The following is a 23,878-nucleotide window of genomic DNA, read 5'->3' as shown; positions in this document are numbered from 1 at the left end:
GAATCCAAACGGAGACTACTCGGGACTGTACCGGGATTGGAGGGGATCACATCGAGTTTCCTGAAATGCGGAAGCGACACGCCGCGGCTTATCGGGAACGTAGACAACTAATCGAGTATGGGAGAACACTCAACGTCGAACCGATTGGCGGTGGACCAGCCGACGCGGGGCGCTGACCGCAATCGGTCCCTCGCTGACCAGGCCGATCCGGCTACGGACGAGATGTTGTTGCCGTCACTCAGCGACGGCATCACGCTGCTCGACGTCGAGGGAGGCCGCGGCGTCCCGATCCTGCAGTCGCTCGTACTCGACCATCTCCTCCTGCACGACGGGCCCGCCTTCTGGGTCGACGCAAATGGTCACGCGACGACGACGACACTCGCCCAGATCGCGCCCAGTCAACGGTTGCTCAACCGAATTCACGTCGCCCGCGGATTCACCGCCTACCAGCACTACGGCGCCGTCTGTGATCTCCCGACGGCGGTGAACCAGTATATCCAAGCGTCCACCGCAGATACCGGGGCGGTCGGTCGAGGGGGACCAGGCCGTGACGAGGACGCGTCCCCCCACACGCCCGCCCTCATCGTCGCGCCGGCCGTCGACGCCCAGTACCGCGCCGACGATACCCTCGGCGAGACCCACGCGAAAACCCTTCAGGCCCGAACTCTCGCCCGGTTGGCGACCTACGCCGATGGGTACGACATCCCGGTGCTCGTTACGCGAAACGAACGAAACGAATTCACCGAACCGGTCGCGACGGTCGCCGACCACCACCTGGAATGCGAGCAAACCCGGATGGGGCCACGGATCGTGGGCGAAGACTTCGAGACACTTGTCTATCCCGTCGACGACGGCGCGTACTACCAGACGACGTTCGCGTACTGGCGGCAGCTGCTCGCGGCACGCGCCACGCAGGTCGGCGTGGAGCCGACGACGCCGAGCCCGTCGACGCCGACCCCGGAGGGCGTCGGGACGGGGGTCACAGCTGACGGCGAGACGGTGGCGGCCACCGCAGACCCCTTGCTCGATGCCTGGACCGCAACCAGGTCAGGAGGCCGATAGCGATGGGGCGGACGAACCCGACGTACCGGGATGCGCTCCGGGCCATCGAAGAGCGCTGGGCGGAGTTCCGCCGAGCACTACGGCGTCGCGATCAGCCCCGGTTCGACCGGCTATTCGAGTACGCCCGCGAGCACGCCGACGCGAGCGGGCTGTTGAACCACCAGAACCCGCTGCTGCCGGCGCTGCTCAGCATCGATCTCGAACAGGAGGCCCGCCTCGACGACCACGAAGAGCGTCTCGAGGAGCTCGAAGCCGCGGTCGCAGCACGCGATGACCAGGAGGCCGTTCCACCGGACTCGAACCCGTGACGATGCCGTTCAGTATCGACTTTCTGGACGACGGCCGCGTCCTGGAGTGGGAGGCAACCGCCGACGGCGCCGTCGCGACCGAGCGCGATGACTACATCCCACGCTTCTACGTCGCCCCTCGCGACCCAGCGTCCGACCTCGAGCTCACGACAATCCAGTCTGTGTACGACCAGCACCCAGACGTCGTCGCGACCGAGATGGTTGCGCGACGGCCCGGATTTCGACGAGACGAGGAGGACGTTCTCGCGGTCGACATCGCCCACATCGACCGCGTCACCCCACTCGCCCAGCAAGCGCGCCAGCTGTCGGACTATCCAATCGGGGATCTCGCCTGTTTCAACGTCGACTTCTCGCGAGAGTTCCGGTACTGTCTGGAGACCGGCGTCAATCCGACGCCGGCGAGCGAGCTGTCGACGCTCCGGCTCAGTGTTCCGGTGACTGAAACGAGCAACGACGTCTACGAGGAACTGTCTGTCGCCGGCGACACCGTCACCGGCTCGCCGACGGATCTCCTGACCGCCGTCCAGGAGGTGCTCGAAGCACACGATCCGGACGTCCTGGTCTGCTCAACCAGCGAGATCGTCCCGACCCTGTACGAGATGGCGACGGACGCCGGCGTCGACGACTTCTCGCTGAGTCGGTGGCCGGACGTCGACTACCAGCAGCTCGCGAGCCGGTCGACGTACTCGAGCTACGGCCGCGTCGGTCACTCACCGGCGCGGTACAACGTGCCCGGCCGGGCGATCATCGACGAGTCGAACACGTTCTTCTACGGAGAGACGAACCTCGACGGCGTCCTCGACCTCGTGTCGCGCTCGAAAAAGCCCGTCCAGGAGCTCGCGTGGGCGTCGATCGGGAANCTTCTACGGAGAGACGAACCTCGACGGCGTCCTCGACCTCGTGTCGCGCTCGAAAAAGCCCGTCCAGGAGCTCGCGTGGGCGTCGATCGGGAATGTTCTCACGGCGATCCAGATCTGCGAGGCCCACGACCACGGGGTCCTCGTCCCGTGGAACTCCTGGCGCCACGAGTTCTACAAGCCGATGGGAACGCTCCACGACGCCGACCGTGGCGGATTCATCTTCGCGCCCGAGGTCGGCCTCCACGAAAACGTCCACGAACTCGACTTCTCCTCGTTGTACCCGAACATCATCTGTACTCGGAACGTCTCACCGGACGTCATCCGGTGTGACTGCCACAGCGACCGCGACGACGTCCCCGGCCTCGGGTACTCGATCTGCGACGACCGGGGTTACCTCGTCGACGTACTGCAGCCGATCATCGACGCACGCGACGAGATCAAGGCGGCCATCCGTCGCGAGAAGGAACGGAATGACCCTGACGAGGACCGCCTGGCGGAGCTCGAGGGACGGTCGGGAGCGCTAAAGTGGATCCTCGTCGCCTGCTTCGGCTACCAGGGGTTCAGCAACGCGAAGTTCGGCCGCATCGAGTGCCACGAGGCGATCAACGCGTTCGCTCGGGGGATTCTGCTGACGGCGAAACAGCGGCTGGAAGCCGGCGGCTGGCACGTCGTCCACGGCATCGTCGACTCCATCTGGGTGACCCCGGACCCTGACGTCGACGACGAGAACCGCGAGGACCTCGAGACGCTCGCGACGGAGATCACAGAGCGCGTCGAGATCCGACTCGAGCACGAGGCCCACTACGACTGGGTGGCGTTCGTACCGCAGCGCGAGAGCGACGCCGGGGCGTTGACAAAGTACTTCGGGAAGGTCGCCGGCGACGACGACTTCAAGATCAGAGGCATCGAAGCTCGGCAGCGCTCAACCCCGCCGTTCATCGAGGACGTCCAGCGGGACTGTCTCGACCGGCTCGATGCCACGCGGTCACCGGACGCGGTACTCGGACGGCTTGAACGAGCAATCGACGAACTGCAGGCGGGCAACGTAGCAGTGGAGCGGCTCGTCGAGCGGAACCGTGTCTCCAAGCCGCTGGAAGGCTACTCACAGAATACCCAGAACGTGGCCGTCTTGAAGCGAGCCCGCGAGCAGGAACTTGCAGTCCACCCGGGCCAGGATATCGAGTACGTGGTCGTCGACGACGAGAAATCCTCGCGAGACCGGGTCGCCCTCGCCCACGAGGAGATCGAGACCTACGACGCCTCGTACTACGAGACGCAGCTGGTTCGAGCGATTGAGAGCGTGCTGTTGCCGCTGGGGTGGGATCGTACAGATATTCGACGGAGACTCGCGGAGACACGGGAGGTGGAGCTGACGGAGTTTACAGCAGCCCGGAACGGATGAGTAGTCTCAAATCTCTTCTGAGGTGAGCAAAATCACAAGTGGGCGACGAGGTCGATCCCATTCACACTCTGGGGGGTCCTGCTCTCTGGAACACCCCCCGGAGTGTGAATGGAGGTAAATCAATCACACCGAGGGTGGACAACCTATATGTGAATGGGGCGAATTTGTCCGGTCATGCCAAACAACGATTCCACGCAAACAACCGTCGACGAGATACTAAATGTCGACGAGGGGGATAGCGAAGATGAATCGGATATTTTTGAGAAACCGTGGTTGCTCGAGATCGATAACGTTCCTGACGCCAATCGAATTGTCGGACGAGACGACCATATCACGTTCTTGGCCAAGAATCTCCGAAAGATGCGGACAAACAGCGTCCCGGATAACGTCCTGGAGTGGGGCGAAACCGGGACGGGGAAGACACTAGTTGCAAGACACGTCTGCGAGCGGCTTGAAGCAGCAACTGCAGGAACGGACTCCCCCATCGTTACTGCCTACATTAACCCAGACCCCATCTCTACGTATACCTCCACCTTCCGAAAGATTGCAGAGCAGGTGAACGCGAAAGCAGAGAACCCACTTGATGTCCCCTATCAGGGCCTCTCAGCCGAGCATTATCGGGATCAGAAATTGTGGCCCGTTGTCCAGAGGGAGTACTCTGGCGGCCTCGTCGTCATCATCGATGAGATCGACAAGCACGGAGAAGTCAACGAGGTCCTCTACACGCTATCACGGACACAATCAAAAGACGACGTTGACTTCCCAGTCGTTACAATCGGGATTTCGAACGACATCGAATTCAAAGGCGAAATCGAGTCACGGGTCCAATCGACTCTCCAGCCAGAACACCGAACGTTCACACCGTACGAAGAAGACCAGCTCATTGCAATCCTGGAAAATCGACGGGATGCATTTTACGACGGTGTCCTCGACGACGAGGTGATTCCAACCACAGCTGAACTCGCAGCTGAAGAACACGGTGACGCTCGACGCGCAGTCCGATTGTTCCGGAATGCGGGCGAGATCGCCGACGAAGAAGGCGACGATATCGTGACCGCGAATCACGTTCTCGAAGCTGACGAACTCGTCGAAGTTGAACTCTTTATGGAGATGGTGAAAGGGACTCCGCTGTCCGGGAAATTACTCCTGTTTGCTCTCACGCGTCTTGACCGGAATAACCCGGAGAAAGAATGGTTCCGGACGTCAGAGATTCACGAGGTTTACCAAACAGTAGCACGGGACGTCGAAGTAGAGCCCAAGGGATACAATCGTGCGCTTGAGCTTCTGAACAAGCACGTGACGACAGGAGTTCTCGAATCGAAAAAGAAGGAAGGCGGAGATCAGGGGAAGTTCAGGTCGTATTCGCTCCAAGGAGACGTTGAGAGTACACGAACTGGACTGATCAACTCGACGCCGGAACTCCAGACGTTGATGGGATGGTGACACCCCCACCCCTCGGTGTGAATGGTCCCCCATAGGATACGACGGTTGTAGAGATATAGCGGGAGTCGAAGAAGCAGACTCGTTCGTCTGAAGAACCTAGTACGGCACGGAGAGCGGCTTACACGTTCTGCCACGGTAGCTGACCCGACCCGCCACTGCACCGCATCGTAGCTATAGTTATCTTTATTACACCTCAGTCAAAACAGCCCTCCGAGTAGATGTATTCTGAAAGGCGAGGCCCTGTGCCGAAGCCGAAGGTTCGCCACTGAGGCGAGAACCCTCCCTACGGCGTGAGGACTTCTGCTGTTAAGGGCTTCTTAATCGCGGTACCCTGGGTGGTGGACCATTCACACTGAGGGGTGTGGGGGTAAACGAAGCGTAATCTATCCGCGTGTTGTTCTGTCTTCTCTCGGCGTGAAGTCTCGTTAGAGAGTGGCGGTTGGTACCCCATTCACACCGAGGGGTGTCGGGTAAACCGATCCCATTCACACTCTGGGGGGTGTCATCTGCTACGCTCCGAATCACGTTGAAACGAACATCAGGCTACAGTTCCATCTCGTCTACTCGTCGGGATTCACCGGCCCTTTGTACTTCGACGTCACCGAATCGCCTTCCCGCCACTGCCAGTAGTAGTAGCGGTTGTCGTTGATCTCCTTGATCGTGATCGTCGCCTTCGCCGGCACGTCGTCTGGGAAGTCATCGGGGCGCTCCTCGACGTCGGCGTTGTCCGCTTCCTCCTCGAGACGAGCTTCACGCTCCTTGTATTCGGCCAACGCCTCGGCGTAGCTGGCAACGTCCCGAAGATGCTCCGATGTGGATTCGTTGAGCGTGTTGACGATCTCCGTTGGGAGGTTCGCCGGTGGAGACGGTGGTTCGTAGGACATCGACTCTCTCCGTGTTAACCAATACGGACTCTCCACCCATAGTTTTGTTGGTTAAGACGATGGGGCAAGCCCTTGTCCCTCTCGGCCTGTAACACTACTCGAAACTTCTTTATATACAAGTTTCGTACTATGTTACACCGTGCTCCGGCGCATCGAACTCGAGGTCCTCGCCACGGTCGACCGCGGCGACACGATCTCAGACCTCGCGACGAAGCTCGACCACAGCGAGAGTTACCTCTCTCGTGCCGTCGCCGACCTCGTCGAGAAAGGGCTCGTCTACACGGAACGCGATGGCCGGCGAAAACGAGTCGTCCCGTCGGATGCTCGCGCCGTCGAACTCTATCGAGACCTCGTCCGCCAGCACTCCCACATCGAGTTCCCCGAACTGCTGACCGGGAAGGCACTCGAGGTGCTGTACTACCTCGATCAGCCGCGAACCGTCTCCGAAATCGCCGACCGGAGCGACAACTACCGCAACACGGTCAACCGCGTCCTCAAGCGGTTTCGTGACCGTGGTCTCGTCGGGACGGCCGACGGCCGCTATGACTTCAACGCCGATTTCGACCGCCTCCACGAGTTCGCCCGGGAACTCGCACACCATCTACATCGCCAACGCCTCGAAGCCGTTGCCCCGAAGGGCACGATTCTCTGGGAGGGCTACGACGAATTCCTTGCCCAGGCGGAAACGGAGCTCGACGCGGAGGCGTTCCACGAAACGGGCCTCGCTCGATTCGCGGCCTTCGACCTCCAGTTCCTGCTCACCGACCATCGATACTACGTCTACTCCGAGGAGCTCGACGCAGTCACGCCGGCGGAGCTCTGCTGTCACACACTGTTAATCGACGACGACAGCCGTCACCGTTCGTACTGCCTCCTTCTGCTCAGCCACGTCGACGTCGACGAGGCGGACCTCCGAGAGCAGGCGGCGAAGTATGGCCTCGAAGACGACATCGATGCCTTGCTCCGCTACCTCGAGACGCGCGGCGAGGTCGACGATGACCGGCTGCCGGAGTGGGATGAGTTCCAGGAGCTGGCGGCTGACTACGAGGTGCCACTCCCACAATGAGACCAACATTCGGACGCGAATACATCGAGAACGAGTTCCAGCGAATCGGGGACGGGCTATCTGAACCGCTCACGGTCTACCTGATCGGTGGTGGCGCGATGTCGCTGCGCGACCTCAAGGGAGCGACGAAAGATATCGACCTGGTCGTTTCAGATGGCGACGCGTACGGCCAGCTGTGGGCCGTCCTGATGGACCTCGGGTATGCGGAGGTCCAGTCGCTGGATCCAGATTACCGGGCGCTGGGGGCGACGAGCTGCGTCGAGAACGACGACGGGTGTCGCCTCGACATCTTCAACCAGCAGGTCGCGAACAAGCTCGTGCTCACCGACGGGATGCAAGAGCGCAGCGAGCCGTTCCTCAACCTAGATCGACTGACGGTCCGGTTGGTCAGCAACGAGGATATCTTTCTGTTCAAGGCGATCGCAGGCCGCGACGACGACATCGAGGATATGAATATGCTCGTGCAGGCCGGCCTCGATTACGACGTCGTCCGGGATGAACTCGAAGCCCAGATCGAACGCCTAGGTGACGATCAGTTCGCAACCTTCGCGAACGAGGCCCTGGTCGAACTCGAGGAGCGGTACGGGGTGACCACGCCGATCGAGGGCCGCGTCCAGGAGCTCACGAATAGGTACTACCGAGGGCTCGAAATCCTCCAAGTACTCGACGAGCCGATGACGGTCGACGAACTGGCCGCCGAACTGGAGCTGGATGCCGAGGAGGTTCGGGACCGGATAGCGTATCTCTCAACGTTCAACCGGGTCAGTCGGGATGGCGACACAGTCCGTCCCGTGGAGTAGCTCACTCGTTACCCTACGGGGAGGGAAGGCGGCCGTCTGGTCGAGGTACACGGCCTCGTTTGATCTCGTGATCGACGCGACGCAGATGCTTGCAGCCGCCCTCGGGTGAGCGCTGCTGCCAGTCGGGACAGGTACACGATTCGTCGATGACGTCGACTTCGTACCTGTTGCCGGACGCGGACTGCACCTCGTAGCGGCCACCTTTCGAGAGGAGTGAGACGTCCATCGCTTCGGCGACGGCCCGCTTCGTGCGGGGCTCGAGGTCGTCCTGCGACTGTGCGTTCCCGTCGACGACCATACGGTCGCGAACGTCGCCCGTTCGGCCACCGTCCGGAGCGACGGCTTCCGCAGGGCCACTGAGCCGCTCGTGGAGCACTTCCTCCACCGGATGGCCTTCCGGCAGCAGGTAGTGGACCTCGCGGCGCTCGCGATGGTCGTAGGAGCCACACGCGGCTGCACTCCCGGTCCAGACGCGCCAAGCACCGAGCGCGGCCATCACGTCGACGATGTCACGGGGAACCGTCTGGTGGTCGTCCGGGAAGAACACCCGGAAGCGGGTACACGCCTCCTGGGGCGGGACAGTTTCCCACCAGTCTTCGCTGGAGCCCCAGCTGTCGTACATCGCGTCGTCGCTCCCGTAGCCGACGGTCACGCCGTCGATCGGCGTCCAGTCTGCTGGGAGNTCTTCGCTGGAGCCCCAGCTGTCGTACATCGCGTCGTCGCTCCCGTAGCCGACGGTCACGCCGTCGATCGGCGTCCAGTCTGCTGGGAGGTGTTCCGACTCGCCTTCGAGCACCCGGAGGACGGCGTATCGGAGGTATTCGTGGGCTTGGTTGTCTGTCGTTCGAGCGACCTGGTCGTGTTGCTTGGCAACGTGCTCGGCTTCCTCGAGGACCGTCGTGAGATAGGGTTCAGTCATCATTCGACGGAGGTCAGAACGCGCCTCCGCCCCTCAGCGGGCGCAGAAAAACATCCTGTAGCTGGAACCTGGCTTTATTAGCTCAGAACTGCCCGCCTCATATCTGGCGCCCGGCTTGGTAACATTGAGGAGCGAAATTTAATGCGTTATTAGTTACAATATCTCACACAAGATGATCCAGGGACTCATTGCGCTTCTGGCATCGCTGTATACAGAGGCCGTGAAGATTGCAAAATGGCCATTCAACCCAACCAATGGTGCGGGCCAGTATGTCACTCCTTCAAACCGTCATTTTCTGACGGGCAAGGCGAATCTCGTAGTGACTATTGGGTATCGTCTAGGTCAAGCAGGGGTGAATTTCGGCAAGGCGCTTGTTTTCGATGTGTTGGCTCCTTTAGTTGATGCGATAATTGGGATTGTGAGTGACCTCTACCACTCAAATCCAAATTATACTCGAATGGCGCTCCGTGGAGGGTTTTCAGCTGTTCAAGCAATCTTCGCAGTAGGAGCTACGGGTCTAATGCTACTTGTCGGCCTGTTCCGAAAGTGAGAGGCGAGAGTTTTAGCGCTCCAGAACGTCGATGAGTTCCTCCGCTGTCCGACTGATCCTTCCGAGACGCTCGCGAACGACCTCGGGATCATCTGACTCCCAGGCAGCCAGATAGAACGCCGACCCGCTGGTGTCGAGTTCGCAGTACCGTCCAACGACGTACGCGACGGCTTCGGCCTCCACTTCGCGTTTCGACCGTTCGGTATCGTCGTCGACGTCGAAATGGAGTAGGGCGTGTGCGTACTCGTGAATCAACGTCCGTGCGAGATCGGCGTCGTTCTCCCGATCGCGGACCTCAACGCGCGGCAGCATATCGACGAAACTGAGCTGCTCGCAGATACCCTTCGCCTCACCGTGCGTCCACTCCGCTTCCGGGACGATTCGAACCGTCACACCGAGGTCGTCAGCGGCGGCAGTCAACTGTTCGACGAGGTCGCCGGCGTCTCCGGTCGCTTCCGTGTTCAGGTCGGGAAGCGGCTCGCCCTCGGTCTGGGAGATATCGAACACCGGCGCGGGCTTGAACCCCACTAGGCCCTCTGACCACTCCTCGGGTGGCGTCTCGTCGTACTCACAGTCACTGTCCTCGTGGTAGCTCGGCGAATTCTCGCACTCCGGGCACTGCTTCGTGATGATCGGTGCCCAGATCCAGATGGCCGACTCGCCCTCCGTGACGTGGCGGTCGAACTCCTCCTGCCACGTCCGGTAGCCCGCCACCCGGCTCGCTTCTGGATACTGGCGCTTGATGAGGAGCGTATTCCGGTAGGAGTAGTCGTGGAAGCGACTCTGGACGTCGAGCCACTCCTGGAACTCTTCGCTGGCCTGCGCGTCGTCGACGCCGGCGACGAGTTCGTCGATCCACTGTTCGATAGTGCTGTTCATCTCGTCGGATCGCGTGTCGGTCTGGTCGAAGGAGACCGACGAGTCTCTGGTCGTGGACATCGTGTTCACCGAATCAAGTTCACGGAGACTGCGTCTGTTCAGACCGCGCCGCACCCCTCAGGGGCGTTCAAAAACCGCTCTGTCGGTCAGCGGAGCTCGTGGCGTTCGTCCGCAANTGTTCAGACCGCGCCGCACCCCTCAGGGGCGTTCAAAAACCGCTCTGTCGGTCAGCGGAGCTCGTGGCGTTCGTCCGCAAAGCCAACCGAGACGAGGTACTTGAGGAACTCGTCGAACCGCTCAACGTCGCTAGGCGTGTCGGTCGCAAGGTGACGCGCCCACTCGATGGCCCACTGGAAGGCGGGGTCCGTCCCGCCCTTGCCGTGAATGTACCACCATCGGGCCGCTTTGAGAACCACTATGGGATTCGTCGGCGGCTGCTCACCGGCGAGCCCACGGGTAATGGACTCGATTTCGTCGGGGACGTCGGTGGGATCGACCTCCGCTGATTGCGTGTTGTCGATATCGACCGGGATCTCGTCGATCGAGACGTTGTCGGGACTCTGTTGTTGACTCACTGGAAGTCACCTCTGAGAGCTTTCGAAGGAGCCCTCGCCCTCTCAGGGGCACGAAAAACAGGGCGCGAAGTCACGCCGGCGGGAGGTAGACGCTCTGCTCGCCGGCAATCTCCTCCAGGTTGTTCCGGTGACGGTGGTTGAAGTAGCACTCGTAGCTGCAGTATCCACAGATGGCACCGGTATCGTATTCGGCGACGTACGGGCCGCGGCGAGTTCGCCAGACGTTCGTCCTGCACTCGGTACAGGCGGCGTCCTCAAGATCGGCAGGACTCGGGCCCTCGTACTCGACGTTGAGCCCCTCGTCTTGCGGTGTCGATTCGGGCCAGATTCCGTGGGTCCTCCAAAACTCACGGACGCGGGCGAGGCTGTGACGCACCGTCTTTCGTACGGTGACGTGGTCGGCGTCGCGACCGCTATCGTCCCAGCCGTCGGCCGTCCAGAATTCACCGAACTGTGCGCCACGATGCAGCCCGTTCCAGTCGACGCCGACGATGTCGGCCGGTGGCTCGTCGGTGAGTGTTGGCCTGGTCAGCTGTCGAATGGAGTCGAGCTGCTTGGGCGGGCTCCCACCGAGGATGTGGACGCGCCGCCCTCTCCAATCGGCTGGGTCGGAGAACTCGTGGGCCAGGCGGTCAGCGTATCCCCGTGAATACCCCAAGACGAGGTTCTCGGGTATCGCGTCGATCACCGCCCGCGACTTCGGAACGACGATGAGCTCGGCCTCGGGATAGCTCGCTTGGATCTCACGAGCAGCAGCGACGTGGGCGGCGACGTCGTCGATTTCGTCGACGTCCCCGATGACTCCGATCTGAGGTTCGTACTCGAAGAAACGGTCGACGAACCGCTCCAGATCGGGATTCCGGAAATCGTTGTCGAGCATCCCGACGGGGAGGCTAAGGTTCTGATACTGCGCCTCCTGATACCCACAGTCCTCGCGAAATCCGGGGAGAAATCCGAGGGCTAGAGCATCGCCGACGAACGGAGCTCGATGCAGAAACGCCACGTAGTCTGCCTGTCTGGCGGCGGCGATTTCGCGGGCGGTGCTGGCGCTGGAGCTCAGATCAAGGGACATGATTAGGCTCGCGAGGCCGCTGCTGGCTGCCCCGCACCCTTTCAGGGGCCCGAAAAACCGAGGCACAGCGGATTAACCAACAATAGGAGGGACTCACGCGGAGTATGTTGGTTAAGAATTGAGCTTACTCTTCGTTCTCACGCAGCTCTTCAGCCTTCCACTTGAGCCGGCGCAGGATCTGCGTTCGATTCTGGTGGGCATTCTCGTAAGCTACACACTCTTGGAGGGTTTCCATATCCGGGATCGTCGCGATCCCTGCCTTGATCAGGCGCGTGTTCGATGCTTCAAGCCGCTTTTCAGGCGGAAATCCGTCTGACTCCTCTGAGTCATCTGTAGAAGTACCCATAACGGATGCCTCCACCTATCGAGGGCACGAGCAACAGCAGAGAATTGAAGCAGTAGATCTTGAGAAGATGTAGCCACTGAGAATGGGACCCTCAAAATAGAGACCTGCCACGACAGGATTCGCACTACCTCGAAGCCCAATCAGGCTTCCGAGGATTCGAGCAAAACGAGGTTCTGAACAGGGTACGGGTTATTCTCGCCGGCGAACTCGTCCTCAGGGACGTAATGCCAGAGGTGGCCGTTTACCTGATATAGAAACGACTCGCCTCCTTCTGTTTCTACTCTTACCCGCTTCCCGACATTGTCGTCTTCTTCCCAGCCGATGACGGTCAATGGCTCGACGGGCCATTCAAAGAATTTGACCGAGTCACCAGGCTCCAGCTTCTCAAAGGTCTCCATATCCCCCTGCTGTGGCTCTCGCGCGTCGAGAGTCGGATTATGCTCAATAGACATGGTCTCTGGGTACGCCCCTACTCACTTAATACTGTCAGCAGTGGATTCCAGCCGCTGGACGGAAGCACGCCTAGCGCATCTTCTCTCCGACTGCTCTTAGCCCATCGCCTCTTGGAACCGCTCACGCAGCGCGTCCTCTCGCTCTTCGAACTGCTCGACTTTCTCCTGCAGGTCGTCGCTGACTCGCTCGATGCTCGCCAGCGCTCGTTCGCCGGCCAGTGAGGCCTGCGACCCGTCGTCCCCATCCGCCTCTAACTCCTGCTCGTACGCCTGCTCGACGCGCTCGATCGTGCCTTCAGGGTTGAACAGGATGTCATTGGCAATGCGGACGTACTGGTCGAGAGACGCCCCTTCTTTCCCTTGGAAGAAGTGGGTGAGTGCGTACGTCGCACCGGAATGCAGCGTCCACATGTCGATCTCGAAAGGGGACGCCGCATTGGCTTCTGCATCGCCGGCGGCGCGCTCGGCCAGGTAGTCCGGGAAGCCCAGCAGGGTGTAGAACTCCGTGACGGTGAACGGGAGCTCCGAAAAGTCGAGGTCGATGTCCTGAGCGTCCCGGATGAACTCGAAGAGATCGTCGGCGACGAGTTCGACCTGTGCGAGGAGTTCCTCCCACCAAGTCCGGAAGTTCCGCACGTCGCCGACGTGCTTGATGACCTCCTTGTCGGTGAGCGAGCGCATCGTGTTCGAGCAGTAGCCATCCTGAGCGAACCCCTCCACGTAGACGGCGTGCTCGCCGAAGAAGTCGTAGCCCGACGTGACGCCCATCGTGATCGGGTCCGACCGGCCGGGCAGGCGCACCTCGAGGCCATCGAACATAATGTCCATGTGGACCTCGCCGCCGCCCCGGTAGCGCCGAATCTCGCCGAACATCACCTCGCCCAGCGGCATCCCGTCGATGGTCTCCTCGCGGAGGACCTCCTCCAGCGGTCCGTAGACGTCGACAGGGTTGATGATCGAGTAGCTGTCAGTGGGAACGTGGAACAACGGGTCCGTCTCCGCGTCCTCATCTCGGGCCTGCTCCCGAGCTCGACTCGGCTCGACGAGCGCGTTGAACCGCTCCGTCTCGACCCACTCGTCGGTGTACGGGTTTTGGTACGCCACGGTCGTCTCGACGGCCTGCGGAAGATCACGGACCGCCTCGGCGAAGGACACGGGGTCTGCATTCCCGTTACGCTCTCGGTACCACTCGGGTAGTTCGGTGTCGGTACGTCCATCGACGCCAGCGAAGATGGTTCTGGACTCTGGATCTTTCATCTCAGTCACCTCACTTGAGGAATCCTCGTCGACGTGCGACTGCATCGTCTCGCGCCCTGCGCCCCTCTCCCGGGCGCAAAAACAACACCACGTTAACCAACGCCCGTCTCTGAACGGTGATGAGTGTTGGTTAATCCAGGTCCAGTCCGCGGCTTCGATCAGATGTCGGAACTACTCAGATTCGTCTCTCCGTACCCGGACCTGCTCAGGGTTTGGAACCCAGGGGTGTGATTCCCAGCAATGCCGAGCGTGGCTTTGTGGTGAGTCGAACTCTCTACTACAGGATCCACACTCGTAGGTGGCATCGGGCCAAGGCTCGCTGACGAACATCGCTGTCACCGTCGTCGCCACCGGCTCGGGGGCCTCGTTCCGCGTAACGTACCTGTAGCCGATAACCGTCCGTTGGCCCATCGCTGTTCGGGCGATCTCGGTGGGCTTGTCCTCGGGGAGATACACCCAGCGGACGAAGTCGTCGACCGATTTCTTGGCCGAGGGCTGAATGATGAACCATCGCTCGTGGTCATCTCGGAACAGGTAGCGTTCGGACCCCCTGTTTTGGAGGTATACTGGGTCACCTCTGCCGGGGACGAGCTGCAGTCCGAGCGCCGGTGATACCGGTTTCAACAGCTGGTCGACGACCAATGGGTCGTCATCTGTCCGGCTGTCCGAATCAGCCTCCGCTACGAATTCGTCGAGACGGGCATTCGTGGTCACGGGGACCATCTCCCGAGAGAGGCCTGTTCCCGGTCGGATTCAGCTGGGACTTCGCAGAGAAACCGCCACTTCGGCTGCTCTCGGATCTGCTTATCGGGGCGATTTCCTGCTTGGCCGGGGTCCGTTTGACCGGCACAGTGCCAGCCCTTGTCTCTGAGCGCTTTGATCATCGAGCCGTCGAAGTCGGCCCGCACGAACGTCAACAGGAGCCGAACGCCTCGTCGCCGGCCGTGCCGACGCACGAACCGCTCCATCGACCGGGCGAGGGCGGCAGAGGCGAGATTGGGGAAATCGACGCCGATGCAAATTCGTGCCGCCTCGACGATTTCGTCACCCTCGAATCGCGTCCCGTCGTGCTCCAGCGAGCGAATCAGCGGATAGCGCCACGTAATCGCACCTAGGAGCTGGTCTTGGTAACAGAGTCCGTGATGGACGAGATTCGTCCGGGGGACATCGTCCATATAGGAGTGATGTGCTTCGTAGATCGCGCCGGCGACGTGGCGCGGGATCGATTCGATATGGACGCGCTCTGCGAACCGCAAACCGAGCGGCGCCGTGACCGGCTGGCCTTCCCGATGGATGGGACACGAGCACTCCTCGGGGGTGGGCGTATACTGGAAGCCGGTACTCCGTATTTGGTCTAGAGAGTGTGTTTGGGTCACGAGTCGGTGTCGTCAGTACGCTCCTGTCCGTCGTTGTATCGCTCCAGTTCGTGCCCGATTTTCTCGAGCGCCTCGACATCACGTTCGAGGAGCTGATGGGTGGCCCGCGCCAGTCGAAGCGTCTCCATCAGTACTCCCCCTCCGGGGGTTCGATGAGGTCGTTACTCTCTTCGGCGAGTTCCCGGATTATCCGTTCTACGTCAGCATCCTCGGCAACTGTCCGATGTGCGAGCGGGGCAGGATATGCACGGTCGCCCTGGCTGCAGAGCACGACCAGCCACTCGTCGCTTCCATCCCCGAGTACGATGTAGTGGTCGCGATCAGCGCGCTGGAAGACCCGCCGGTCCGGGCGAGAGACGGGTCGCCAGTTCCCGGGGAGCGTCGGTGACGGCCGTCCACCGTCGGGGAGCGCGACGACGTCGTCGGTAAGGGTCGCCATCACGGCGTCGATCTTCTCGCCGGTGAGGTGCCAGCACGCCGCTGCACCGTCGCACTCCAGCTGCGAGACCACCTGATTCCGGAACGCGATGTAGTGCTCACGGGCGAACTGCCCATCGTCGTAGTAGTCGAGCAGGAGTGCGCACGCGAGCTGGGCGGGCCCGCTACCACTGTATCCCCACTCGAACCCGCTCGGACTGTGGTTGACGAGGTCCAGACTGCGCTCGAGGGAGAGTCGCCGATGTTCCGAGAGGTTCAGCACGACGGCTTGGCCGTCGACGCGGAAGCCGACGTACTCGACTGCGTCTCGGTGGGACTGTGCGGGCGATGCTACTGGAACCGATTCCGAACTGGCCATAGGTACCTTCCCGTTCATCGTTGCTCGCGGGCGGTTCGGTGACCCCCGCACCCCTCTCAGGGGTTCAACAAACAGGACGGCGTAGCGTTCGGCAACGTATTTGGCAGTTGCAACGTACTGTCCACATAATTGAGGATGGCTGTACTGGACGATCTCNAACGTATTTGGCAGTTGCAACGTACTGTCCACATAATTGAGGATGGCTGTACTGGACGATCTCTCGGGGTTCGAGTTCGAGGACGTGATGGAGGACGTGTTCCGCAACCTCGGCTACGAGAACGTCCGCCAGGCCGACCGCACGGCTGACGAGGGGCGCGACGTCATTATGGAGGAGGTCGTCGACGGCACGCGGCGTGCGATCATCGTCGAGTGCAAGCACACGGGGACGGTCGGGCGGCCGGTCGTCCAGAAGCTCCACTCGGCGATCGCGACGTTCGACTTCGACGGCCCCAAACGCGGAATGGTCGTCACGACCGGCCGGTTTACGAATCCTGCTCAGGAGTACGCCGACCGCCTCCAGCAGAACGACGACCCACACCCGATCGAGCTGCTCGATGGCGAGGACCTCCGGGAGATCGCCGACGAGATCGGCCTCGACCTCTACAACGGGCGCATCGAGATTCTCTGTGACGAGACGCTCCGCCCGTACGACCCTGCCGCCGACGTCGACGCGGCCGTCGCGGAGGCGTTCCGCGACATCGAGAACATCGAGGCTGCCGATCTCCCAGACCCACACTCATCGGTGACGTTCCGCCCGGTGGTCGCGGTCACCGCGGACACGAACGCTGTCTTCGAGACGTCGGTGGGCGTCATCCACCGGATCAACGACCGGACGCGATTCGTCGTCCACGCCGAACGCGGGCAGCCGCAGGTCGTCGACGAGGACGTCGGGACGCTGGTCACCGAGAATCTCCACGCGACGGTCGACCTCGATGCCGAGCAGTTCGGAGGGGTGTTCGACGACGTCGAGGAGCGGCGGTTCGGGCAGACGCAAACGGAGTACAAGGAGTGGGCCGTCGAGCGCCTCCAGCAGCATCACACGACGACGGTCACCTACACCGGCGACAACAACGTCACGTACAACAAGACCTGTGAGCCGAACCGCTCGGACATCTCTGTCCAGTCGATCGAACCAGTGTACCTCCCGGAAGTTCGGCACACTACCGACGTCCAGGAGTACACCTACCCCTACGAGTACTACGCGGCAGGCCCGTCACGAGTGACCGCCGAGGACGGCATCCATCAGTGCGTCCACTGTGATACGAGTGGCGTCACCGAGATGTACACCTACTGTCCGAACTGCGGGGCCATCGCCTGCTCCAGCCACACCAAAACGGAGCGGCTGGAAGGCGAACCGGTCTGTACGGGCTGCGCGGTGACGGAACGGTTCGCATTGAAGACGAAGTACTTCTACGACGAGGAGAATCTCGAGGCCTTCCGCGAGGAGTACGCCGCGATGCCGATCCACGAGAAGGTGATGGAGAATAAGCTCCTCACTGCTGGTGGAGGAGTAGTTACGGCTGTTCTACTACTGCTTGGCATCCTCGCACTTGGAGGTGTAATCTGAGTATCGAGGTGTCGAATTGGTTATCGCTCGGCCCAGGTCCGACGGTATTCAATAAAGTCTCGAGGATGTTGATGATCTCTCGCCCACTCTTTTGCTTCGCCAGGTGAGTCACACCGCTCAGCGGTTTCGCAGAGGGTACATTTCGCTGTTACCCGAATCACCATTACAGGATTTTCTGTTTCCGGCGGCTCATCCACGTAATCCATACTGGACCAATCGGACTTATCGATTAAAACGGGTATTGTTCTCTGTTGTCCTGGCGATAGTCTGCTCTGAGCGCAAACACCTGGTTCTGATACGACCCTTTGTTCCCCTGTCAATTTTATCGAGCAACGACTATTCTACAGGTATGCCTTCCAATCAGGTCGGAGATGAGTGGACCGTCGAGTGGATGACGCCCAAGCCGAACAGCGATGAATACCTCGATAACTTGGTGCTGAGCCCGGAACAAGCAGCTGAATACGGGGACGACCTCGTTATGGCTCTGCGTGTCGACGACGAAATCCTTCGAGAGCGGGGATTAGACCCTAAAGAACCGTTTGGCTGGAAAATCGAAAACGGTGAGCTACTGATGAAACAAATTTCTCGCCAAGCGTTTGAATGGGTCGCGGAAAGCGACCGAGAGGATTCACTCTATGCACAGCAGGTATTGGATTCTCGAGCTCGACGGCGGATTCGTAACTCTCAGTAGCAATCTGCAAATCATTCGTTCCGAAGAATCCTATACTGGGTGCTCCTTCTCTTCAGAACTCGAACCTTGGGAGTGTCCAATTAACGATTAGCTTGGTTGAGCTAGTAGTTCGTCGACGGCGGCCGAGAGCGGTCCTTCAAACTGCCAGCTAGCCCGATCGAAGGCTTCCTCGGTCGGACCATCCCAGCGCGGGAAGGCGGAGTGACCACTCACTTTGACGGTCCACTCGGACGGCTCCTCGAACGGATTCCGTGTCGGGAGTTCGACGACGTAGAGGTACTCTTCGTCGCCGTGGATGCCGTCGGCCGGATTCTCGACGCCGTGTCCGAGCAGAAACATCGGCTGGTTGAGGTGCTCCATATTGTCCGGGTCGAGGAGATCCGAGGGTTGGTCAGCGTGGATGCTCCGGTCACGCCCTTCGTCCACGTAGAGGGTCATCGTCGAGAGCGTGTCGAGGAACAGGAACTGGGCAGCGGCGTACGCAGCCCCGCGCTCTGTTCGTGTCTCGTCAAGCAGCTGCTTCAGCTGGTCCAGGTCATGGAGGACGCTATCGGGATATCCGTCCGAGTGGCGGTAGATTTGTGCGATGCGGTCGGTATCGAACTGTTCGCCTGCGGTCTCGCTCCGTTGGATGAATCGGAGTTGACTTCGTGTCGACATCGATCACCGCCGACGCGGGTGCGCCGGCACCCATCGCCGGCGCAGAAACAACCGTCAGGAAACCTTCTCTCCAGTCACCGCCTCTTCTCCTGCATAAGATTGAACGCCTGCCATTTTGCAATTCCTTCAATTGCCTCATCTATCGTTTTCGGTCCGTTCCATTGGCTACTGAGCGCCTGATTAAATTGGGCAAGGTGTGCGAGCGCATCTGTTCCGTCCTCTACTTCCCTCATCCACAGTGTCATCTCAGAGTCGCCCCGATAGTAATCCGCTGAGAGATCAAGATCTTCTAATCGAGGGTCCTCGTGAAGCTGCATTGTGGGGATAGATTCCTCGAATTCGAGGTCAATTTTCACGATTGCTTGAAATGAGGCCATATCCAATATTCGCTTGACTCGATAACTGATCCCCGTCCCGTGTTCACGCACTTCTACATCCTTAATCCGATATGATAGGGTGTCGTGTTCGAAATCGAGATCACTCTTCTGAGGGGACATATACATGTCAAATAGAAGGTCTTCGTAATCTGGGCGTAGTCTAATTTCCTGAGCCTGTTCGATCGTGAATAAGGGCAAAGAGAACTGTACACCACCAATTTGTTCGCGCAGATCCGATTCCATTGATTTTCTTCGCCGTAGTCGTTCTACAGCGCCTTCGGTTTGGACCATAAACGATGTGTGCAATTGGTAGAGTAAAAACAAACAGGCTTGGCGTATTTGCTAAGCTCTACGCTAGGTGCGCCACCTCGTTTGGTTCCTCGACGTCGTCGAATTCGCCGCGCTCGACAGGTTCCCAATCCTCACCTGGCTCCGGACTCCACCAGTCGACCTCGTAGGCGCCCGGTGCGCCGAAGATCTTCACGCGCGCCGACCCATCAGGCAGTCCGCGGCGCAGTTTCTCGTCGACGTGGAGGTTCCAGGTCGTGGTAGAATCGAAGCAGGCGAGCACGGCCTCCTCGTAGCCGCGTGTCTCGCGGGATTCTTGGAGTTCGACCTGGGTGTTGCAGTTCTTGCAGAACACCCCCTCGAAGGGGATGTGAGTGAAGACCTCCTGCCCGCAGACGGGACACCAGAGGAACTNTGGAGTTCGACCTGGGTGTTGCAGTTCTTGCAGAACACCCCCTCGAAGGGGATGTGAGTGAAGACCTCCTGCCCGCAGACGGGACACCAGAGGAACTCGAATAGTGCCTCGCTGTGTCGGTCAAGTACTTCGAGGGTCATTGGTTGACTCACCCGGTCGTCCCGGGCCACCACCTCCTGCCCGGCCGAAAAACAGCGCCCCGCGCTCACTCACTCACCGTTCGGGGCCGTAGACGATGCGTGAGGGGGCTTCGTATCCACAGTCGGGGCAGTCGTACCACCGCTGGACTTTCGCCCCGTCTGCTGCCTTCTCGCCGACGCGAACGTCGTTGTTCGGACACTCCGGGCAGCTGAGGTCCGGAGCCGGCCGCTCCCGGAGCTCGTCACGGAACGACGTCGCGTCCTTCGTCTCGTACCCCCGCGACCACACCGGATAGCCGTCGACGAGGATTGCCCCACGCCATTTGTACCGGTAGGAGTCCGGGGCTCGATGCAGGACGGCTCGCGCACCGGTCTCGGTGTTCCGATACGCAAGCGTCGGCGAGCGGCTCTCGCGTCGCCAGTTGGTGATGCGAGGCATTGGTTAGAAGTGGACGTCAGCGGGCACGATCCAGAGCTCTTCACTCTCCTCGAGGAGTCGATCCAGCTGTCCACGGTGACGAATGCCGGTTCCGTGTTCGGTGTACAGGAAGATTGTCGGGCCGTCGTACGCACCGACCTGGTGGAAGGCGTGCCGCGCGAGGTCCTCGTCGCGCATGATCTCCTCGTCGGAGAGTTCGTCGATGGCTTCCTTCACCCGCTCGAGGTTGCGCTCGAACTCTTCCTTCGTTGCCTCCCAGCCACGCTCGAGGAGATTCTGGCCGTCGTCGGAGTCGACCGGGGCTGCAGTCGGCAACTCTCCCCATCGCGCCTTCCCTGCAACGGACGTGTTATCCTCATCGAACGTGACGTAGTAGTCGAAGACGGCGCCGGCGTGTGGGTCCGCGCCGACCAAGCGGTCGAACACCGCCTTTCCGGTGGCCAGGGCGTCGTCGTGGGTCGATTCTTCTACCAGAGCGTAAATCACCATGTGCATCTTGAACACCTCGAAACGCCGACGCACCGGGGGTCGTTGCTCGCTCCAGCTGCGCCGGCACCCATCGCCGGCGCTCGAAAAACTCTCCTCGTGACGGCGGATTCTCAGGCTTCGTCCGCTCGTTCGACAGTGATGGTTAGATCGCCCGATTCGTAGTCGGCCTCAAAATCGACGGCGAACGCGTCCGAGTTGTGGGCTGCGTGGTAGGCGCGGTGCCGTTCGAGCGAGCCAGTCGCCTTGAAGTGGAAGAATGCAGCCGCCGTGTAGGGCTTGCTCTGTGTTTCGACCTGCGACTCGACAGAAGCCGGAAGGGCGATCTGGGGCGTCCCCGTGTCGATACTCGCAGCGAACTCCTTCGCTTCCTCGACGGTTGCTTGCGAATGTGCCGGTGTCTCGCCGGTGAGCACGTTCACGGGAGTTTCCGTGTCGTCGGTGAACAGGACGTCTTCGAAGGTGTGTGTCCCGAGGATCGCCTCGGGATCCAACTCGCATTCGGAGGATGGATCATCAGCTGCTTCTTGACTCATCGAATCACGAGCCTAGAGAGGGGCTCAACTCTTCCTGCCCCTAATAAACAAATTTCTGCCTTGCTCCAGTTTGAGGGTTTGTTGAGGCTGTTAATAGTTACGACAATTCCTTGGATGACTATCGGTGGAGAGTTGTTCTCTCAATATCCGAACTTTTCTCTAAGAGGTGAGAACATCTCATGGGAGTGTTCCCAGTAGATGGATAATACAGTCGGTACAAAGAACCCGAAAACTAAGCCGATATAATGCGAGAAGATATTCACTGCATTACCGTCCTGTACAATCTGTTTCGGGAACAAGAGTGTTGGAGAAGATAGGAACAGCGCGAAGGCAACTAATACCAACATCACATGGCTCCTGTTCGAATTAAGTTCGGAAACCGCTCTCCGTACCTCATCTAACCCAATACTGTAAATCTCGTAAAGTAACAGGAGAGCCGAAACCACTAGAATGCCTATTGTAACCAGCAAATTAGTGTAATTCCACGCAGTGAACCCAAGTGCAATAAGGAACACCGATGTCCCGGTTGTTCCCCCTGCCTCGTTCAAAAGCCGATCTCGTACAAATGTAATCGAGGCCACAAGGAGAAGTCCGATAAAGGCCGCCCCAATACCTGAAAAGCCTGCTCCTGAACCTTGGCCAATTACTGCGATATTCAATAGGGCTATCACTGGCGGAAGACAAATCAGGAACGAGACAAAGGAGTACCAGAACAGCTTACGCCGATCGGCGCTTACAAACAACAGGTATGTCGGAACGATGTATAGAATATACGCTACCAAGTTGTTGCTGAAGTGATTGAATCCTCTGTGTACGTAGGAGGCCGACCAGATATTGAGCAGAGAGGGGTTTCCGTATTCCAGGATCAGTGATTGTTGAATTGGTGCGGGTAGTAAATACGCCACAGTAATTATGATTGGGACAGCCAGTATCAACGCGAAGTCGATTAAGTGGGTCCGCTCTAACATTTCTTCCCAGTAGCCATTTCTCCGTCCTTGATTGGTTGTGACAGGGGACTTCATCACTCTCGGATACGAACGATATCCGATTTAACACTCCGAATATGGTACATGTGAATCAGCGGTATTATGGTGAGACACGTGATTCAACTAGCTGAGCTACGTGCCTCAAGCACAGTGAATCACCTATGTCATCTGAAGATAGATTCACTCCACCTGGGAAAGTACAATCTGGGGATGTTTATGAGGTGTTCTCCAGTTTGGATGAATCCGTACTCACCACCTCCGAGATAGACGAGCAAATTGACTGGGCATCTCGATCTACGGTTCTACGCAAACTCAACGATATGAAAAAATCTGGCCAGCTTCAAAGTAAAAAAGCTGGAAACAAGGAGAATGCAGGGGTAGTTTGGTATCTGCCAGAGGAAATTGAGGATGTTCCACAGCCAACTCCCGATCTGATAAGGGTCATTTACCGTCACCCTTGGTTTTCAATGTTGACGGGTGGCCTCCTTTTCGCTGGACTTGGCTTCGCTCTCTTTATGCCTAGTTATTTTGGTGAAGGGCTTTACCTCGGCCTGTTCCCCCGGGAACCGCTGGTACTGGTTAGCATCGGATTGTATGTATTCGGTATCCTTGTAGCGAGTGTCGGGGGTGCGCTAGTTATTTGGGAAACAGTTGTGACTCTTATTCAAAACAAACTAGACTAAGGGAGTTCTTCGACAATTGAATTCCCACGTACCATTATGGACCTGGGATTCTGAGTTAACTCGGCTATTGAGCAAACCTATTGATCGTTAGTGGAATTAAGACGTATTAGTCAATTATCGAGGCTCATCACCCCGGGGACGAACAACCCTACTCGTCGATAGGGTTGGGGGAACTGAGGTCTGCGTGGAGGACCTCGCCGTCACGAACGACGTACCGCTTCGCCAGCACGGGGAAGCGGCACTTGGTGAACCCCGCCGTCTGGATATCGAACTCTTCGTCGGTTTCGAGGTGGTCGGCGAGTTCTCGCAAGAACTCGTGGGTCACGATACCGCCCTCGTAGTCCGGGAGGCCGTTCTCCCGCGCCTCGTACACCTCGAAGTCATCGTACCCCCAGATGGTGAGCTCTCCCTCTTCGGTAACCCCCCAGTCGAGCGTCCCGAAGCAGTAGCTCTCACAGAGCTCGCGGACTGCCTGTGGATCCGATACGATCGCGCCGGTCGACGTCGTCGCAGCTTGCAATGTCGCCATGTCTGGACTTCACGGGGTCGCCCCCGTACCCCTG

General features: G+C 59.6%; 28 protein-coding genes and 2 pseudogenes. 10 read left to right on the top strand and 20 right to left on the bottom strand.

Annotation, left to right across the window (positions count from 1 at the left end; genetic code table 11):
- The first annotated feature begins 117 nt into the window (after positions 1 to 117).
- From C486_RS18135 to C486_RS18120, 4 genes and pseudogenes are all read left to right on the top strand, one after another.
- Positions 118 to 1,062 (top strand): hypothetical protein, encoded by a 945-nt coding sequence (locus tag C486_RS18135; protein ID WP_008458782.1) that lies wholly within the window; start codon positions 118 to 120, stop codon positions 1,060 to 1,062.
- Between the two features lie 2 nt (positions 1,063 to 1,064).
- Entirely contained in the window at positions 1,065 to 1,370 is a 306-nt protein-coding gene (locus C486_RS18130; protein ID WP_008458781.1) for a hypothetical protein, read from the top strand.
- Between the two features lie 2 nt (positions 1,371 to 1,372).
- Positions 1,373 to 3,632, top strand: a pseudogene (locus C486_RS22705) (type B DNA-directed DNA polymerase).
- Positions 3,633 to 3,806: 174 nt separating this feature from the next.
- Positions 3,807 to 5,075, top strand: coding sequence for an orc1/cdc6 family replication initiation protein (locus tag C486_RS18120; RefSeq protein WP_049910697.1), 1,269 nt, complete (start codon positions 3,807 to 3,809; stop codon positions 5,073 to 5,075).
- A gap of 560 nt (positions 5,076 to 5,635) precedes the next feature.
- Here the strand turns inward: C486_RS18120 and C486_RS18115 are convergent.
- Positions 5,636 to 5,959, bottom strand: a complete 324-nt coding sequence (locus C486_RS18115; protein ID WP_008458779.1) for a hypothetical protein — start codon at positions 5,957 to 5,959, stop codon at positions 5,636 to 5,638.
- A 139-nt stretch (positions 5,960 to 6,098) separates the two neighbouring features.
- Between C486_RS18115 and C486_RS18110 the strand changes: the two genes are divergently transcribed.
- Both C486_RS18110 and C486_RS18105 read left to right on the top strand, forming a co-directional pair.
- The gene (locus tag C486_RS18110; protein ID WP_008458778.1) at positions 6,099 to 7,025 is read left to right on the top strand and encodes a helix-turn-helix transcriptional regulator; all 927 of its coding nucleotides are present in this window, start codon (positions 6,099 to 6,101) and stop codon (positions 7,023 to 7,025) included.
- Positions 7,022 to 7,825 (top strand): DUF6036 family nucleotidyltransferase, encoded by an 804-nt coding sequence (locus C486_RS18105; RefSeq protein WP_008458775.1) that lies wholly within the window; start codon positions 7,022 to 7,024, stop codon positions 7,823 to 7,825. The genes C486_RS18110 and C486_RS18105 overlap by 4 nt, the downstream gene beginning before the upstream one ends.
- Before the next feature lie 13 nt (positions 7,826 to 7,838).
- On the opposite strand, the gene C486_RS18100 is transcribed toward C486_RS18105, so the two are convergent.
- On the bottom strand, positions 7,839 to 8,744 hold the full coding sequence (locus tag C486_RS18100; RefSeq protein WP_008458774.1) for a zinc finger SWIM domain protein: 906 nt from the start codon (positions 8,742 to 8,744) through the stop codon (positions 7,839 to 7,841).
- A gap of 172 nt (positions 8,745 to 8,916) precedes the next feature.
- Between C486_RS18100 and C486_RS21190 the strand changes: the two genes are divergently transcribed.
- On the top strand, positions 8,917 to 9,294 hold the full coding sequence (locus tag C486_RS21190; RefSeq protein ID WP_152419204.1) for a hypothetical protein: 378 nt from the start codon (positions 8,917 to 8,919) through the stop codon (positions 9,292 to 9,294).
- Positions 9,295 to 9,306: 12 nt separating this feature from the next.
- On the opposite strand, the gene C486_RS18095 is transcribed toward C486_RS21190, so the two are convergent.
- The 10 genes from C486_RS18095 to C486_RS18055 all read right to left on the bottom strand — a co-directional run bounded on the left by C486_RS18095 (position 9,307) and on the right by C486_RS18055 (position 16,047).
- Positions 9,307 to 10,233, bottom strand: coding sequence for an ArdC-like ssDNA-binding domain-containing protein (locus C486_RS18095; RefSeq protein WP_008458773.1), 927 nt, complete (start codon positions 10,231 to 10,233; stop codon positions 9,307 to 9,309).
- A 167-nt stretch (positions 10,234 to 10,400) separates the two neighbouring features.
- Positions 10,401 to 10,748, bottom strand: coding sequence for a hypothetical protein (locus C486_RS18090; protein ID WP_008458772.1), 348 nt, complete (start codon positions 10,746 to 10,748; stop codon positions 10,401 to 10,403).
- Between the two features lie 70 nt (positions 10,749 to 10,818).
- Positions 10,819 to 11,820 carry a DUF6610 family protein gene (locus C486_RS18085; protein ID WP_008458771.1) on the bottom strand — a complete coding sequence of 334 codons (1,002 nt, stop codon included), beginning with the start codon at positions 11,818 to 11,820 and terminating at the stop codon, positions 10,819 to 10,821.
- 124 nt (positions 11,821 to 11,944) lie between these two features.
- Complete coding sequence (locus C486_RS18080; RefSeq protein ID WP_008458770.1) at positions 11,945 to 12,166, bottom strand: hypothetical protein; 222 nt, start codon at positions 12,164 to 12,166, stop codon at positions 11,945 to 11,947.
- Positions 12,167 to 12,306: 140 nt separating this feature from the next.
- A complete protein-coding gene (locus tag C486_RS18075; protein WP_008458769.1) occupies positions 12,307 to 12,618 on the bottom strand; it encodes a hypothetical protein in 312 nt (103 codons plus the stop codon).
- Positions 12,619 to 12,714: 96 nt separating this feature from the next.
- Positions 12,715 to 13,875, bottom strand: coding sequence for a hypothetical protein (locus tag C486_RS18070; protein ID WP_049910696.1), 1,161 nt, complete (start codon positions 13,873 to 13,875; stop codon positions 12,715 to 12,717).
- 171 nt (positions 13,876 to 14,046) lie between these two features.
- Positions 14,047 to 14,598 (bottom strand): hypothetical protein, encoded by a 552-nt coding sequence (locus tag C486_RS18065; RefSeq protein WP_008458767.1) that lies wholly within the window; start codon positions 14,596 to 14,598, stop codon positions 14,047 to 14,049.
- Complete coding sequence (locus C486_RS18060) at positions 14,586 to 15,251, bottom strand: hypothetical protein (protein WP_083866061.1); 666 nt, start codon at positions 15,249 to 15,251, stop codon at positions 14,586 to 14,588. The genes C486_RS18065 and C486_RS18060 overlap by 13 nt, the downstream gene beginning before the upstream one ends.
- Positions 15,248 to 15,379 (bottom strand): hypothetical protein, encoded by a 132-nt coding sequence (locus tag C486_RS22625; protein ID WP_008458763.1) that lies wholly within the window; start codon positions 15,377 to 15,379, stop codon positions 15,248 to 15,250. The genes C486_RS18060 and C486_RS22625 overlap by 4 nt, the downstream gene beginning before the upstream one ends.
- The gene (locus C486_RS18055) at positions 15,379 to 16,047 is read right to left on the bottom strand and encodes a DUF6166 domain-containing protein (protein ID WP_008458761.1); all 669 of its coding nucleotides are present in this window, start codon (positions 16,045 to 16,047) and stop codon (positions 15,379 to 15,381) included. The genes C486_RS22625 and C486_RS18055 overlap by 1 nt, the downstream gene beginning before the upstream one ends.
- Before the next feature lie 199 nt (positions 16,048 to 16,246).
- Here C486_RS18055 and C486_RS18050 point away from each other — a divergent pair, with 199 nt between their 5' ends.
- Positions 16,247 to 17,614: a restriction endonuclease gene (locus C486_RS18050; RefSeq protein WP_008458759.1), complete on the top strand. Its 1,368-nt coding sequence runs from the start codon at positions 16,247 to 16,249 to the stop codon at positions 17,612 to 17,614.
- Between the two features lie 349 nt (positions 17,615 to 17,963).
- Entirely contained in the window at positions 17,964 to 18,305 is a 342-nt protein-coding gene (locus C486_RS18045) for a hypothetical protein (protein WP_008458758.1), read from the top strand.
- 87 nt (positions 18,306 to 18,392) lie between these two features.
- Here C486_RS18045 and C486_RS18040 read toward each other — a convergent pair whose 3' ends face one another.
- From C486_RS18040 to C486_RS18010, 7 genes and pseudogenes are all read right to left on the bottom strand, one after another.
- Positions 18,393 to 18,965, bottom strand: coding sequence for a hypothetical protein (locus tag C486_RS18040; RefSeq protein ID WP_008458756.1), 573 nt, complete (start codon positions 18,963 to 18,965; stop codon positions 18,393 to 18,395).
- A 74-nt stretch (positions 18,966 to 19,039) separates the two neighbouring features.
- Positions 19,040 to 19,633 carry a hypothetical protein gene (locus tag C486_RS18035; protein ID WP_152419203.1) on the bottom strand — a complete coding sequence of 198 codons (594 nt, stop codon included), beginning with the start codon at positions 19,631 to 19,633 and terminating at the stop codon, positions 19,040 to 19,042.
- Between the two features lie 58 nt (positions 19,634 to 19,691).
- A pseudogene (locus C486_RS18030) lies at positions 19,692 to 20,185 on the bottom strand (DUF7567 family protein).
- Between the two features lie 73 nt (positions 20,186 to 20,258).
- Complete coding sequence (locus C486_RS18025) at positions 20,259 to 20,624, bottom strand: DUF7568 family protein (RefSeq protein ID WP_008458751.1); 366 nt, start codon at positions 20,622 to 20,624, stop codon at positions 20,259 to 20,261.
- Between the two features lie 3 nt (positions 20,625 to 20,627).
- Positions 20,628 to 21,119 (bottom strand): hypothetical protein, encoded by a 492-nt coding sequence (locus C486_RS18020; protein WP_008458749.1) that lies wholly within the window; start codon positions 21,117 to 21,119, stop codon positions 20,628 to 20,630.
- A gap of 104 nt (positions 21,120 to 21,223) precedes the next feature.
- Positions 21,224 to 21,646 carry a hypothetical protein gene (locus C486_RS18015; protein WP_049910694.1) on the bottom strand — a complete coding sequence of 141 codons (423 nt, stop codon included), beginning with the start codon at positions 21,644 to 21,646 and terminating at the stop codon, positions 21,224 to 21,226.
- Between the two features lie 140 nt (positions 21,647 to 21,786).
- Entirely contained in the window at positions 21,787 to 22,668 is an 882-nt protein-coding gene (locus C486_RS18010; RefSeq protein WP_152419202.1) for a hypothetical protein, read from the bottom strand.
- Positions 22,669 to 22,793: 125 nt separating this feature from the next.
- Here C486_RS18010 and C486_RS21185 point away from each other — a divergent pair, with 125 nt between their 5' ends.
- On the top strand, positions 22,794 to 23,315 hold the full coding sequence (locus C486_RS21185; protein WP_152419201.1) for a hypothetical protein: 522 nt from the start codon (positions 22,794 to 22,796) through the stop codon (positions 23,313 to 23,315).
- A gap of 148 nt (positions 23,316 to 23,463) precedes the next feature.
- On the opposite strand, the gene C486_RS18000 is transcribed toward C486_RS21185, so the two are convergent.
- On the bottom strand, positions 23,464 to 23,844 hold the full coding sequence (locus C486_RS18000) for a hypothetical protein (RefSeq protein WP_008458742.1): 381 nt from the start codon (positions 23,842 to 23,844) through the stop codon (positions 23,464 to 23,466).
- Between the last annotated feature and the right edge of the window lie 34 nt (positions 23,845 to 23,878).

Source organism: Natrinema gari JCM 14663 (assembly GCF_000337175.1).
GTDB lineage: Archaea > Halobacteriota > Halobacteria > Halobacteriales > Natrialbaceae > Natrinema > Natrinema gari.
Note: the sequence above shows the minus strand (reverse complement) of the source record. Positions and strands in the feature narration are given on the sequence as shown.